Below are 14,256 nucleotides of genomic sequence, written 5' to 3'. Positions count from 1 at the left end.
AAAAAAATGGGAAAAAAGGCAATATTTGTCGTTTCGGAAAAGGGTGGCGTTGGAAAATCCACGGTTGCCAAAGCGCTGCTTGATCATTTGCGCCGCATACCAGCTGCTGGAAATGATGAGCCAAGCCATGTTTTGGCCTTTGACCTACAGCCGAAAGTCAATCAACTCGGCAATGCTTATGGTTTGAAGATTGCCGACGCGAACGGTAAAGAGACATACAGCTCGTCCCTCAACAAGATGAATCCGTTTATGGGGGTCATCAGCGCAAGCCTTGAGGACGACAACGGCCGAGAAATTGTTGGCGACTCGCTTGAAAGCAAGGCAGATTTTCTTCTGTTTGATTTGCCTGGCGGGAAAACAGACAACCTCAAGGAGGTGTTTGGAAAGCTCAGCACACTCATCACCCAAATCAAAGTGGCCGGGTATGACATCGTTGTCGTCATGGTCCTGAGCTTTTTGAAGGCTAGTGCGGTTGAAGTTGGCGAGGCGGTCGCAGTGTGGGGTGAGGATGCGCGATATGTCGCCGTGCTGAATCTAGGTCTGGCCGAGCGTGAGCAATTCATTTTTTTTGATGGGGAGCGGGCTGATCAGGTTGGATATCCTGCAAAACGCCTGGAAGAGGTTGGCGGTGTCGTCATCGAAATGCCAAAACTTCAGGCATCGACCTATGCTGAGCTCGATGCCGATGAAATTTCGTTTTCATTGGCTGCATCCTCAGATGGCCCATACAAAAGAACCAAACGAGTCAGGGTTCAGGATTGGCTTGAGGTGATGGACTCGGAAATCGCCAAGATTGGACTTGAAAAATATTCTGTCGACTCGCTGAAAGCGTTTGAGGCTGCACAGCAAAAAAAAGCCAGCAAATAGTCGATTTGTGGCGGACTGGCTCAACGGAGATTCGAATGGATGGCGAAAAACCCAAACCATCAATGACGACAGAAGCCATGAATCAAGTGGCTTCGAGCATAGCCAGTCTCCATTCGATCAAAGACCCTTGGTCAAAGTTTGATCGAGCTGTCGCGGGCATTGCTCCTGAGCGTCGAGAGGAGATGGCTCGAATCATTTCAAATTTGGGACTCAGGCCTGACGACCCAGAGGTAATGCTGTTGGCGGTGGCTGGCTACGCAGAAACAATTGCGATCGCTCTCCAATGCGATTTGGAATCTGCGTCCGAAAATGCCGCCCGAGTTCTTTCAACGCAACTTATGGATGATTTCGCCCGCATTGAGCGCGACATGTCCAAACGGATTGCGAGTATGGAGGAGGCGTCGCTCGTCGTAGTTGAGGCAGCCGTCCAAGCTGCGGCTGATGCCGCGGGCGAAACGACCAAGAACATGCTTGGGAATGCAGCCGCGAAAGAAGTCGAGGGTCTTTCCGCGGATATTGCCAAGACGATAGCAAAGCTAAAGTCCGATCTCTTTGAAGCGATGAATCGCGTGGTCAACGTGAGGGTGAAGGAGGAGAAGCAAAATTCCAATCTGGCTCAGGAACGGCTCAAGGAAAAGCTGCTTTCGTTCTGCGTCGGCGCGGGATCAATGCTGATACTCGTTCTGGCGATTCAGATGACCCTGTTCCGTCACTGATCCACGTCTACCATTGGCGACGCCTATTTCGGCCCACCACCTGCCATCTAATACCCATGGGGGTGTATAGCAACGATGGCGTCGAAAACCCTATAAAAAAGCATGGATTTCATGCATCCAACGCCATGGTTTGTCAATTGATCCGTCAAGTAGGCAAGTGATGACTGATTAATCAAATTATTTGGTTCGAAAGCGTGGGAATTTTGTATGCGTAAGGTTTTATGCTTGGCGACAGCCAAGCTGCCCGGAGGGTCGGGGCTTCAAAAAGGTGACGGCACCGTCGGTGCCGTCCAGACAACCGGCTTGTGGGCCGGTTGTCGTTGAAGTTTCATGATTTTGGTTTTGGCGGGATGAGGCGGCGGGGCGTCAGGCCCCGACCGTCCGAGTCGCGCAATGTATTTGTTTTATCTATAAGAATATCTATAGATGCGCCCCCAGCGGCGGCTTCCATCACGCGCTTCGGCGGCTTCCATCACGCATGTGGCGGCTTCCATCACGCACCATCGGCGGCTTCCATCACGCACGCGGCGGCTTCCACCACGCGCCTGGCGGCTTGGATCACGCGCTCGGCGGCCTCGATCACGCGCCATCGGCGGCTTCCATCACGCACGCGGCGGCTTCCACCACGCGCACAAGGTTTTGTTCGGCGGCTTCCATCACGCACGCGGCGGCTTCCACCACGCGCACAAGGTTTTATCTGGGGCTTGCATCACGCGCACGGCAAAAACAAATGCGCGCCTTATGGGGCGCGCATATTAGGCGAAAACTGGATATGAAGGGCTTGATTTTTAAGAATCATGGGATATCGAGCCGATGCGACGCCATAAACATTGACAATCACCGCCTTTAAAGACAAGGTAAAGGCATGAAAAAAGCGGCTCTCCCCTCTGGCGATACCTCTAAATCGCTGGCTAGGAAGCCCGTGAAGGTTGTATCCGCCAAGCGGAGCGAGTCCGCCGCAAAGACGGTCAAGCCGGCTAAGACTCCAAAACCCAAGAAAGCCCCCAAGCCGCCCCAAATTTATCGAACCCAGAAGGCCAATCTGCCGTTCGAGCTGGCTCCCGCCATCGCGGCCCTGAGCCGCCACGCTAGGGATCTCCACAACACGACCGTCTACGCGACGAGGCAAATCCGCTACGCCTTCGCGTGGGACAAGGATGCCAAGGAGAGCCTGAGTCGGGACGACGCGGAGATGGGCAAGGAGCTCGCCGCCTCGTCCCAGCTCTCCATCCTCCGATTCAACCAGCAGATCGACGCGTTGAACGTTGAGCGGGCCGCCAAGGCGAATATGAAAGCGAAGGAGACCGCCGAGGTCGCAGAGCCCAAGCTCATCACGCGAATAGAATCCTCGGGGCGACGCTTGGAATCACGAATTCTGGACATGACGCTTCTGGAGCGGGCGATGAAGGCTTGGCCGGACGACTTGGCCTTGGACAAGGCTCCGGCCTTCTCCAAGCTTCCATTTTTGATCGCGAGAAATGTCGTGAAGGATATTCGAAGCGCGCACGCGGCGTGGCTGGCGGCACTGAAGGTCTGGAGCCCGACTACGGGCAAAGGGCTAGCCGGCCAGCCGAAGGCTCCCGGCTACCGCAAGAGCTCCGGGCTTGCCGTCAGCCTAGACTGGGCCAACAAGGCCAAGCTGCCGGACCTCTCCGCCTTGGAGCTCTTCGTGGACGAGGACAAGGGCGTCAAGCTGACAGCCGAGCAGGCCAAAGCCTTCCGCGACTTCGACATCAAGGCCTTCGCTGACCAGGCTCTGGCCCGGCGTTGGGCCGACAAGCCTTCCTGGCTGGCGGCACGCCCGACCCACATGGACGTCGCCATGCTGAGGCTGGTTCCCGCCCGGGGCGGCCAGCCGCCCCGCCTCGAGATGATCGTCGCGATCGACAAGCCCAAAACCCCCGCCGGCTCCTTCATGGCCAGCTTGGAGTCTCGGCACCCGGCCTTGTGGCTCGCGGCCAAGCCCGACGCCTTCGACGGCTGGATAGCCCAAATCATGGCCGAGCAGGACTGGGTCAAAAAGAAAACTCCGCCAGCTATCGGGTTCGATTACGCTTGGGTCTCGCAGAATCACAGCGCGGCGTTCGTCGATTTCGGGGTCACGAATCTGGCGGGGGTGGCGTGGACGGACGGCTCGAAGACGGCCGTCCTGACCGGCACGGATTTTCACTCTAGGATGGACAGGCTGGACGGCCGGATCGACCGGAGAGTCGCCACGCTCACGACCGTCGAGCAGCGGGAGCTGCAGGCCAAGCTCTCGAAGCTCAGGGAGGCCGATCCCAAGGCCAAGCTCTCGCAGGCCGAGCGCTCGAAACTTAAAGGACTATCCAAGCTGGTCCACCAGGACCTTGGCTTGATGGCGATGCGGAAGCGTCGGGCGGATTTCGTCAAGGACCGGGCCCATCGCCTCGCCGACTGGATCGCCCAAGCGGCCCTCTCCAAGAAGGTCGCGGTCGTGATCGTCGGCCGCAATATCGGCTGGAAGCAAGAGTCGAACATGGGCTCCGAGCGGAACCGCAAGTTCCACAGCATACCGCACGGCCTGATGATCCAACTGCTGCGGGAAAAGCTGGCCGTGCTCGGCATAGCACTCTTGGAGACCGAGGAGTCCTACACCAGCAAGATGAGTTTTTTGGATAGCGACCCCTTGCCGGTTTACGGCTCGAAAAGCACAAAAGTCAAAGAGGGAAACAAAGAGAAGGAAAATAAGACTACAAACGAGAGGGACGACAATCCTTTCGCGAGGAATCCTGCCGCGAGCCACGCGGCCCCAGCCGATGGCCCCAAGGCCAGCGGCGTCCGAGGAGCGGGGAGGGACCGAAACTGGTTCTTCCGGCAAGGGCCCAAGCCCGCTCCCGACCATAATATGGCAAAAGCAAAGGCGGCCCCGATCCGCTCGAAAATCCACGCCGACGCGAACGGAGCCTTCAACTCGGGCCGCAAGATATGCCCGTTGTTCAAGGCCCACGATCGCCTGAGCCCCAAGCACGAGCTCTGGGGCTTCTCTCCCCGCGGCGGCTTCTTCCCGCTCTCCCCGTTCTTGAAGCGTGGCCCGGTCAAAAGCGTGGCCGCCGCCTTGAAAGCCAAGGCCGCCAAGGAGCGGAAGCTTGCTTCCAAAAATAGCATTAAAGTTGCGGAGGCCGTTGGTGGTCCCCGGCTGGAATCCCTATGAAGGCCCGACGAAAGTCAACCCCTTCATATCCAGTTTTCACCTATATTGATGTTTTGAACTTTGCAGAGTTGAAATTTATAGCGATACTCTGCCTTTGCCTGAACCTTTTGAAGACCGTGTCGATGGTTTCTTATTTGGATCGGTGAGCTGCTTTTCGCTTCGATCGAGTTCTGGAACAAGGTAGGCTGGCCGTTCGTCTCCTCTAGTGACATGGAGTGTCCAGGTGTCGCTGCTTCGACCCTCGCGCTTGATGTCAAAGGACGCGATCAACTCCGGAGCTTTAGCGACGAGTTCCGTCATCGCATCGACCAACTCACGAGCGAACTGTTTGCGCTCGCCGGTATACCCTGATAGTTTCCTAAGGCCAAGAAAAAGGATGTTCATTTCACGCGAAGGCGCCAGTTTCTGGCCCGTGTCGGTTGATGTCGTCTGAACGTCAAAACCGCGTTGGGTTGAAAAGTAGTCATGAAGCCAGCGAGCGAGTTGACCCGTCAGCGTGCTTCGACGCTTGATTTTGATCAGAAATTGATTGTCATTCCAAAACATCGGCCCGCAAAAATCCGGGTTTAAACGCAGCACAAAATTGCCGTCTTGATCCTCCATTGCCGTGGATAGCATTGATCCTCCGCCCTTGGCGCCATTCGGAAGTTCAAAATCTAATCGAATGAAGTAGAGCCGCCTCAAGCTCATCCAAATCCATTGCAATGAAGGACCGCTGAAATTGACCCAACCCATTCGATTTGCAAAGTCGCGCAGGGAAATGGTAAATCTCGCTCCAATGCCATGCTGATTTTCAATCGCGATCTGGAGGGCTGTCTCCCACACAAGCTTATCGTGCATATTGAGTCTCGGCCCCCATGCAGTCAGTCTGTAGCCGTTTTGACCACTAAGCTCGACTTTTACCGAGTCGCTTGTCTCCGTGGCATCGCGACTGATGCGGCTAGCGCTGAACAGCGAAGTGCGTGCTGTGAGCGCTGGGAAGTAGGTCGACTTTTGAAGTGCGGGGAATGGGATTGGTTCTCTCTCATCTTTGATATCAAGGACTTTTTCATCATGAATATTTGATGTTCCGGGTTGAATCGGGGTCTCAGGGACTTCGTCCCAATCATCAACGTAGGGCTTGCGTGGGCTTGGTAAAGTTGCCATCGTCTCCGCCTTATCGCTTAGTTGCGACGAGGCGAGTCTTGTCTTCCACCTGACCCGCCAGCCAGTCTTTGATGAGACGGCGGGCGACTGCTCCACCCGCTTTATCTATTTCTTCGCAAGCGCGGAAAAATTCCACGTGCAATGACCGGGGAATCTTGACGTGAAATGTGACTGTTTCCTCTGCTGGGTTTAGCTTCTTACTCATATTGCCTCCTTTGTTGTTCATGTAACAAGAAAGCAAATAAAACATACGATGTCAATACATGGAGAAAATATTCATTCCTTGAATTCACGCATCGAAGCGGTTGTCATCAATAGCCTGTCAGGGACTTGCCGATGCCATCGCTGGCCGCATCGCGGTGACTGACGCGATGGCCTGATGCGGTCCAGCCAAGTGTTGGCGTTGCGATTTCATGATTGACGACAGACTATTTACTCAGCCCGAGCTATATCGAAAATATTAGGGAAGCAAGCGACGCGAATAGGAAATCGTTCGCGCACGAGGCTGCGACGTTGGTCGGTGGCGGAAGTCGTTTCCGCAAATTTTTATTTGCGGAAAGCGCTTGCCTCGAGTTGACTTTGCCAATTCGTTTTGATTGTATGTAGTAGTAATTACTACTACATACAACATACAAGGCGGGCGGCATGGCAATCACCAAGGACGACATATTCAAGGCAGCTGACGAGATCAAAGCGTCTGGCAACCCGCCGACGTTGGCGGCGATTCGCAAGCGGATCGGAGGCGGCAGCTTCACGACAATCTCGGAGGCGATCAAAGAATGGCGGGGCCTGAGCGCGCCATTGGCTCCCATCCAGGAGCCTGCCCCCGATGCGATCACCCATAGCCTCTCGGAGCTTGGCGCGGAAATTTGGGCGGCGGCAATCGCCATGGCCAACGACAGGCTGTCCAAAGAACGCGAGTTGATGGAGGCCAGCCGCACCGAATTCGAGGCGGCTAGAAGGGAGGCTGCGGAGTTGGCGGACCAACTGTCCGCCGACCTCGACACTGAGCGAGAAAGCTCGTTATCCGCGATGGCGATGGCGACCGCCGATGTAGTGATGCTACAAAATCGGATCGACGCGGCCAAGAAGGGGGAGGCTGAGGCTCAATCCCAAGCCAATGCCGTGAGCTCCAAGCTCGACGAGATGGCTGCGCGCCTGGATGATGCCAAGGCTGCCAACGCTCGTGAGGTCGATGCCCGCGCCGTCGATCAATCCAAACACGACGCCACGCGCCAAAGGCTCTCCGACGTTGAGTCCAAGCTTGCCACTGCTATTGCCGAGCTGGCGACGGCTCAGGGCCAAGCGCGAGGCGATGCCGCAGAAGTGGCGGCGATGAGGCCACGGCTCGCCCAAGCCGAGTCGCAGTCGGCCGTCGCGCAAGCCGTTGCCGAGCAACTCCAAGCGCAGGCATCCGAGCGTGCCGGAGACGTTGGGCGGCTCCACAAGCAGATCGCCGACCTCACGGAAGCCTTGAAGAGCGCCACCGCCGAGTCGGCGTCAAGGGCGAAGATGGATGCGGGTAAGACCGAAAAAGGCAATCAGGCCCAAGCGGAGAGAGGGGCTGGCCCCTCGACACCAAAGTCGGGTGATGAGGACCGATAAGGCGCCATCATTTCCCCCTTGGGGCCGCAGACGCCCATCATCGTAAGGCGAACAAGAAAATGAGAGTTGACTTTCACAAGGAATTCACTTTATGTCGAACGCTTAGTGCGGGATCAATATGAAGAAAGAGTCAGTCTGGTTGCTTATTGCTGCGATGGCAGTTCTTGCTGGTTGCTCGAATGAAGCAGATTGCATGGCTAAAGTCGAACGATGGAAGATGTCGAAAATATATGAGGCTGATTCAAATTATCAAATAGAGATTGCCGATTTGAATCTGTTGAAACCACCGGATGAGCGTCGAGTGGAAGTCGAAACGTTAGCAATTAATCGAAAAATTTCTATATTGGACACCGAGCAATCGTATGCAGTCCAGGCAAAAGCGTGCGCCAAGAGTCCTGATTCCTTTTGATTTCAGTAAGGCGATGGACGGGTGGCCACATATTCTCCTTCTGGGGTATTGCATTCTGTTGAGCTTTAGATAAATTGATCTTGCGGCTATGAACCTAGATTATCCGCTGGCTAGATATGGTTGACATTAATCCCATGCAGTCAAAGCTCAAAAAAATAAACAACTGCTTCATAAAAAAGGAGATTTACATGAAACAAATTCAGAAAGGCTTTACATTGATCGAATTGATGATCGTTGTGGCCATCATCGGTATCTTGGCCGCCATCGCGCTGCCTGCTTACAACAACTACACCGCCAAAGCCAAATTTTCAGAAATGGTCATGGCTCTGGCGCCGATCAAAACAGCATTGTCCGTTTGTGCTCAGACTGGTGACTGCATGAAGGATAGTGGAAACTGGGGCAACGTGACCGTCGTAGCTGGAAGTGGAGCAACACCGGCTAATGTGACTATTACTGGTGCGGCTGGAGTTGTGTCTATCCCAACACCCGCGGTAAGCACCAAGGTTCTCGACGCTGCGGCGACAACTGCATCTGCAGGTGGAGTCCCAAATATTACTTTCACGTTGGCTCCTTTAGCCACCGCGCCTAACGGCATCAAGGTTGCTGATACCGTGAATATCACAGGAACCGTTATGCCAGCTGACAGTAGCGTTCAATTTACGATCGGTGGCGGTTGCAAGACCCACACCGGTGGTGCTCTGTGCTAATTTGAGCCGCTCAATTCATAACCCGGCCTTCTGGCCGGGTTATTTATTTCGCAAAAGTTTTTAGTTCTCAATAATTATTACGGAGCAATGGCTTGACATTGCTCCGTAATTTGATATCAAAGATAGATGCATTACACAACTCAAACTCGCTTGCGACTCTCTACTGATGAGCAATCGCTCATTAATGAGTTAATGGGGATTGTCGGTCAAGCAAGGCGTGTCGCTGCACGTAAGATTTGGGTTGAAAAGGTTCCCGAATCAAGTATCGGACCATGGCTGGGAGATGAGTTTGGCATCCGTTCGCGGCATGCTGAAGGAATCAAGTTTGAGCTTTCACAGCTTTGTAAATCATGGCGTGAGCATCAGGTTTCAGTGATGAAGAAGACAGGAAGAAGTCTTGCATACCATCAGCGTCTCGTGCACGAAAATGGCGTTGCCCTTGCTGATGCGCAAGCTGACTTCAAGTGTGCTCTCGGGAATAAGGATGCAAAGGCCCGCAGAATTGGGAAACTGAAAAGTGCGCTGTTCACGCAGCGTTGCGCTCTAGATCACAATAAAGCAGATCTATGTCGTCTGACCGCTGAGTTAGACGCAGGCATTCCAAAAATATGCTTTGGAACGGCAAGCCTGGCTAGGGAGCGAGAAAAGGTAGGCAAGAAGGGTTCGCGCTTCGCAACGATTGAAGCTTGGAAAGAAGCCTGGTCTGACAAGCGTGATGGTCATGTCCTAATGGTGGGCTCAGGTGACGAGCCTTTCGGAAACACATCTTGTCGTTTGGATCCCGTAAAAAATACGCTAACGATTTCCCTTGCGCAAACGCAGGTTGATCGGCGGGTAGACGCGATGTTCGCGGCCTACAAGAAACCACCAAGCCGGTTGCCAAACCGACTTCAGTCGCGCCGAATTGTCATCAAAGACGTCAAGCTTCCTGGTAAGCAACTCAAGCTTTATGAAGATGCCCTCGAAAATGGGCAACCTATCATGATGAAGCTAGTTAAGCGTAGAAATCCATCAGGAGATTTGGCTTTTTACCTGCATGTGGGATTCGAGGTTGCCGAGCCGAGTTGTCAGTCGAATCCCCTTGGCATCATCGGATTGCATTTTGATGCTCGTTGTTGTGCTTGGGCTGCCATCACAGCTGATGGGAATCTGCGAGAGAAGCCAGTAGCGATGCCTAATGCGACTGCAATTCATGCAGCAGCCACTTGCGTCGGCGTCAATTTTGGCCGGACATTGTTTGGGCATGTCGAGTGGTGCTTGGCAGGCGAAAAGAAAAATTCGCGCACAGATCGTATTCGTAAAGCGGCCAAAGGTTTTGTAGCGCTTGCGTCGAACCTCGGTTGCTCGATTGGTCTTGCTGTCGAAAGCTTCGAAAGGAAATCAGCAGAGCAACTCCATTCGAAGGATGGCGCAAAGATGGTGGCTGATGATTACAAGTTATTCCATCATTCTCTAGCTCGAGCTGCGTCTTGTTCTGGCATTGAAATCGTAGAAGTTAATCCAAATGGCGCGCAAGTTAGTGGCGCAGTAAAGTTTGCGAGCCTCAATGCCTTGTCTATAGAGTCGGCTACGGCAATGGTGATCGCCAGAAAGGCTATTTTCGGAAAGACAAAACAGCCTCGTAAGTCAGCCGCGGCAGGAAGCCAACGAAGACACGAAGGAAGTAAACAATATAACGAGCGCGTGGCGTTCCCGAGGCCTATGCCGATTCCTGTGCTGGATAGCATCAAGAATCGGCCAAGGGGCATCGCATGGGAGCAGATCGCGAAGGTCTTGGGTCCTGATGTTTTTCAATGGAGAGCGAAGCTCTGTATCGTTAAGCATGGGGCCGCTAGGCCGCGTCCTCGCCGGAGCCGAAAGGTTTCACCCCCAGCTGCTTGCGGCGCAAGGGTAGAGCAAGGCGTAGGGAGGGTCACTGGAGTCCTTCCGATGAACAATGGACCGCTTAGCGGGCCATGAGTTCGTGGCGATCGTGAGGTCGTCGCCAACCCAGAAAGGAAAACAAGTCATTCGTCAATCTAGATAAACAGTCATTTGGCGATTGCAGTGCCGTGATGACTACTCAGTGAGTTGAATGTGGCAAGTGAAAGTATTTATCCAACTCTCAACCATTGAAGTCCAAAAACATGAAAATAAATGATAGAAAACACCTTATCTTCATGGCTCTATTACTCCTCGGAATATTTATAGGTTCTTTTAGAACGCTGGGTGATAACGACATATGGTTTCAGTTGTTGGCTGGAAAATATTTCATTGAACACGGATCAGTCCCGCATACGGATTTTTTTCTATATGTTGGCCAGGGTAATCCTCAGCAGTTTGGAGGATGGGGATTTGGTGTGATATACGAATTAGTCATATCAACATTTGGGTTGTCATCGGCGACATTTTTGAATTCAACTATATGGTGCTCCTCCTTTTTCTTCGCGATCAAGGCGGCAGCTGCCAGGTCAAATGCTCGATTTTCAGATCTTAAAATTCAACAATTGTTAGTCTTGGGTGTTCTGACATCCATTGTCTTTATCGCATCTTCGTCGCGCATGTCCATGCGGGCTGAATCGACATTGGTTTTTAGTTGGACTCTTTCTTTATGGCTATTTGAAAAAGCCAAAAGGAGAGATTCATTGATGAATTTTTGGCTTACTCTTCCATTGATTGGATGGGCTGAGGCGATGCTTCACACAGGAGGATTTGTGTTGCTGGCCCTCCTTCCGATTTGCTATGCGAGGTCAATCACAGGTGCGTCATCATGGCGGCGACACCTAGGTGGCTGGATCGCGTGTGCTATCGCCTTGGCCATTCTTCCTGTGATCAACCCTAACGGTATCGAGCAGGTTTATGTCCAACTCATCGATATCATCAAATCAATGGTGCCCCACTCCAAAGCTTTAGCACAAGGAGTGAATTTGGAGTATCTGCCGATTTGGGATACACGTGTCTCAGCAATAATCTCTCAATACCTTCTTCTAGCTCTGTTGGGAGTCATCATATGGTTCAATAAAAGAAATGGAGCATATGGGATTGAAAACATTATTTGTGTCGCCTTTCTGGTCTTGGCAGCAATCCACAATCGCGGCATTAGCTTGGCCGCGATGGTATTGATGGTGCCTTCATTTCAAGTGGCCTTCTCTAATTCGTTTGACCAACTTAGATTTCCGCACCCACTTGCGGTCTGCATTTTTATAGTGCTATGCGCAGTGCCCCTTGGGGGAAGTTATGTAGTAAACAATTTCGGGATTCAATCAGCTAAAACTGCCTACGATTTTGAAATAGCAAAAATCAGAAAAACGCATCCAAACGGAGCTCATATTTTCACTACTGAAAACGGACCCGCCTTGGCATACGCATTTCATGACGAACGCTTCTTAGTATCCAAAGGAGGTCACTCGCTGATACAAAACCGGGATGCTGAAATTCATCACAGCCTCGTCGTCAACAGTGAAGATGGTTGGGAATCCGAAATGGAAAAGCAACATGTCGATTTTGTCTGCATGCCGCTCTATTTACCTTTGCCTGGCCAGGGAATATTTTTTTGGCTTCCAAGCATGCTCGCTTCAAACTCTGAATGGAAATCACACATAGGATCAGGAACTTGCAACTTGTTTGAAAGAATTCAGGACGGTAATAAACTTAACGAGAATGAAGTTAAGTTTCAAACTATGACTTACTTGCAAAATCTTGCTATTTTCTCTGAAGCTACTTTTTATGGCCAGCCAGATGTAATCGGTCAAGAGATTGGGAGAAAAGCCAAGGAAAACTATGACAAGTTAAATGAAGAGCTCAAGGAAAAAGCCTCAGATGACAAAAAGCATTGATGAGTTACTTTTACGAAATAGTAGGCTGAGCCCAGTCGTAGATGTCTTTCGCCAAATCAGCGGCCGATGCCAAGCTCACGACACGGAAGCCGTCCCGTTCGAGCTTCCATTCATGCTCTTCAATGGTCTCTTCGATTTTTTTGTATTCCTTGGGCTCCATCAAATCAGCCTGTGGCAACAGAAGGAACAGGCCAATGTTGTCCATCTTGTTGACGCGAGAGTAGGTAGTGAGATCTCTGCTCGATTTAAGTAAGTTGATTTCGACTGTTTGGGCTGACTTGTAGGCGGCCGAGGTCACGCTGCCGCAGGCGCCAGCAGTCAGGATGTTCAGATCCAAAAAGTGTTTGACGCCCTCATAGTCGATCAGCAAGCCTTGGCCTTCGGACGGAACAATCTTTTCAAAGTCCATCTTAGCGATCTCTTTGAGCTTCTGATTGACCAGTTGGCGAGCCGTGGGCGTGTCGATGAACTCAAACTCATTGGCTTTTCGTTTGGCCGATGGGGCCATAACCACGATTTCCTGAAACAACCTCTCGACAGTCGATTCTCTGTCATCACCCGAGGTGTAACTCGGCAAGGCCAAAGTTAGGCAATGGGTGTCGAACACAATCTCGGGGATGGCCGTTTTGACCTGAACGGCATGGCGTAACGCCTCTTCCGCATAGGCTAGCAACTCGCGGACGGACTTTTGCGGGAATTGGTCGTGATACAGACACTCGAACTTTTTGAAATCATCGAGCAACTTGAAATGGATGCGGTCGCCTGGCGACTGCACCACGACGCCAACCGTGAAACGTTGCGGGACGAACACGTCGGGTTGGAGCTCGACAGTGGTCCAAGCGCCTGAGAAGGCAGGTTTCGGTGTGGAAGTGGCCAATCGGCTGAGGTGCTCGGAGTTTCCGTCTCCAAACGTGATGATGGATGGCCTATCGGCCGGAGCTTGGGCGTTGCTCATGCGATGACTCCCAGTGTTGTGGACAGCCATCCGGACTGGGCGCGGTTATCAAGCGTTTGAACGATCGCATGGGTCGCGGCAGGTGCGTGGGCTGGAATTATTTTGGCAATGATGTCCGCCAAGTCTGCTTTGGCGTCAATCAGAGCTTGGGCATGGCCATTTGCAGCTGAGGCCATGTCCATTTGAAATCGTTGGAAGTCGGTGACGGACAGGGCTTTTCGAGCTTCAACCAAGAGACTGCGCTCTTCGAAGCCTCGGCCAGTTGGAGCCCAAAGAAGGTCATGGAGCAAGGATTCGTGGTCTATGGCGACATAGCCGCCGTTGGACGAACGGATGACGTTTCCAAAATTGCGGTCTCTCAGGTCGCTCCATTGATCGAATGCCGCGATCTTTCGGGCATCCTTACTGCGCAGGCAGTTCTTGCGGGCAATGAAAAAGACCATTTTGTGGACTTGGCGGACGGATTTTCCCGCGACGATCTCACTACACCACGCGGGGCAAAAGTCCATTCCATCGAATTTTGGCGGCAGCGGGCAGTATTTGCGCAACTCAGGGACCGGAACCATGACGATGGCGCCAAAAGCTGGGCAAGCTACGTCGCTTTTTCTGGCAAGCAGCCAGCCGATTGCTTCGCACAGCAGCGCAGGACCATCCAGAGGCAACAGCTTCACGAAACAATCATGCAACTTGCCAGTCGTGTCAGCGATTTTGGCCAGGTGCGTCGTTTCATTGATGCCCGCATTGGCTGGCTTGCTCCGGAATTCGCGCCATGCGGAGGAATCTAGGATGGGCACGCTCATCGTTGAACCCCTTGTGGCGCCTTAGGCTTTATCGAGCTCATTATTTGGCTGCTCCCTGTTTGGA

The 14,256-nt window shown here is 52.7% G+C and carries 12 protein-coding genes; 8 read left to right on the top strand and 4 right to left on the bottom strand.

What is annotated here, in order from left to right:
* The first annotated feature begins 6 nt into the window (after nucleotides 1–6).
* From HHJ17_RS00140 to HHJ17_RS00130, 3 genes are all read left to right on the top strand, one after another.
* A complete protein-coding gene (locus tag HHJ17_RS00140; protein ID WP_296504554.1) occupies nucleotides 7–867 on the top strand; it encodes a hypothetical protein in 861 nt (286 codons plus the stop codon).
* A gap of 35 nt (nucleotides 868–902) precedes the next feature.
* Complete coding sequence (locus tag HHJ17_RS00135; RefSeq protein WP_296504552.1) at nucleotides 903–1,583, top strand: hypothetical protein; 681 nt, start codon at nucleotides 903–905, stop codon at nucleotides 1,581–1,583.
* A gap of 865 nt (nucleotides 1,584–2,448) precedes the next feature.
* A complete protein-coding gene (locus tag HHJ17_RS00130) occupies nucleotides 2,449–4,755 on the top strand; it encodes an IS200/IS605 family accessory protein TnpB-related protein (protein ID WP_296504550.1) in 2,307 nt (768 codons plus the stop codon).
* Nucleotides 4,756–4,830: 75 nt separating this feature from the next.
* Here HHJ17_RS00130 and HHJ17_RS00125 read toward each other — a convergent pair whose 3' ends face one another.
* Both HHJ17_RS00125 and HHJ17_RS00120 read right to left on the bottom strand, forming a co-directional pair.
* Nucleotides 4,831–5,901 carry a hypothetical protein gene (locus tag HHJ17_RS00125; protein WP_296504548.1) on the bottom strand — a complete coding sequence of 357 codons (1,071 nt, stop codon included), beginning with the start codon at nucleotides 5,899–5,901 and terminating at the stop codon, nucleotides 4,831–4,833.
* Between the two features lie 10 nt (nucleotides 5,902–5,911).
* The gene (locus tag HHJ17_RS00120) at nucleotides 5,912–6,106 is read right to left on the bottom strand and encodes a hypothetical protein (protein ID WP_296504546.1); all 195 of its coding nucleotides are present in this window, start codon (nucleotides 6,104–6,106) and stop codon (nucleotides 5,912–5,914) included.
* A gap of 440 nt (nucleotides 6,107–6,546) precedes the next feature.
* On the opposite strand from HHJ17_RS00120, the gene HHJ17_RS00115 reads away from it, so the two are divergent.
* The 5 genes from HHJ17_RS00115 to HHJ17_RS00095 all read left to right on the top strand — a co-directional run bounded on the left by HHJ17_RS00115 (nucleotide 6,547) and on the right by HHJ17_RS00095 (nucleotide 12,437).
* Nucleotides 6,547–7,506, top strand: coding sequence for a DNA-binding protein (locus HHJ17_RS00115; RefSeq protein WP_296504544.1), 960 nt, complete (start codon nucleotides 6,547–6,549; stop codon nucleotides 7,504–7,506).
* Between the two features lie 118 nt (nucleotides 7,507–7,624).
* The gene (locus tag HHJ17_RS00110; protein WP_296504542.1) at nucleotides 7,625–7,915 is read left to right on the top strand and encodes a hypothetical protein; all 291 of its coding nucleotides are present in this window, start codon (nucleotides 7,625–7,627) and stop codon (nucleotides 7,913–7,915) included.
* Nucleotides 7,916–8,103: 188 nt separating this feature from the next.
* Complete coding sequence (locus tag HHJ17_RS00105) at nucleotides 8,104–8,622, top strand: prepilin-type N-terminal cleavage/methylation domain-containing protein (protein WP_296504883.1); 519 nt, start codon at nucleotides 8,104–8,106, stop codon at nucleotides 8,620–8,622.
* 126 nt (nucleotides 8,623–8,748) lie between these two features.
* Nucleotides 8,749–10,581, top strand: a complete 1,833-nt coding sequence (locus HHJ17_RS00100; protein WP_296504539.1) for a hypothetical protein — start codon at nucleotides 8,749–8,751, stop codon at nucleotides 10,579–10,581.
* Between the two features lie 167 nt (nucleotides 10,582–10,748).
* Nucleotides 10,749–12,437 (top strand): hypothetical protein, encoded by a 1,689-nt coding sequence (locus tag HHJ17_RS00095; RefSeq protein ID WP_296504536.1) that lies wholly within the window; start codon nucleotides 10,749–10,751, stop codon nucleotides 12,435–12,437.
* A gap of 10 nt (nucleotides 12,438–12,447) precedes the next feature.
* Here the strand turns inward: HHJ17_RS00095 and HHJ17_RS00090 are convergent, their stop codons facing one another.
* Entirely contained in the window at nucleotides 12,448–13,392 is a 945-nt protein-coding gene (locus HHJ17_RS00090; protein ID WP_296504533.1) for a hypothetical protein, read from the bottom strand.
* Nucleotides 13,389–14,192, bottom strand: coding sequence for a hypothetical protein (locus tag HHJ17_RS00085; RefSeq protein WP_296504531.1), 804 nt, complete (start codon nucleotides 14,190–14,192; stop codon nucleotides 13,389–13,391). Before HHJ17_RS00085 ends, HHJ17_RS00090 begins: the two co-directional genes overlap by 4 nt.
* Nucleotides 14,193–14,256: the final 64 nt, after the last annotated feature.

Source organism: Rhodoferax sp. (genome assembly GCF_012927445.1).
Classification (GTDB): Bacteria; Pseudomonadota; Gammaproteobacteria; order Burkholderiales; family Burkholderiaceae_C; genus Rhodoferax.
The sequence above is the reverse complement of the archived record's forward strand: the minus strand, read 5'-3'. Positions and strand labels throughout refer to the sequence as shown.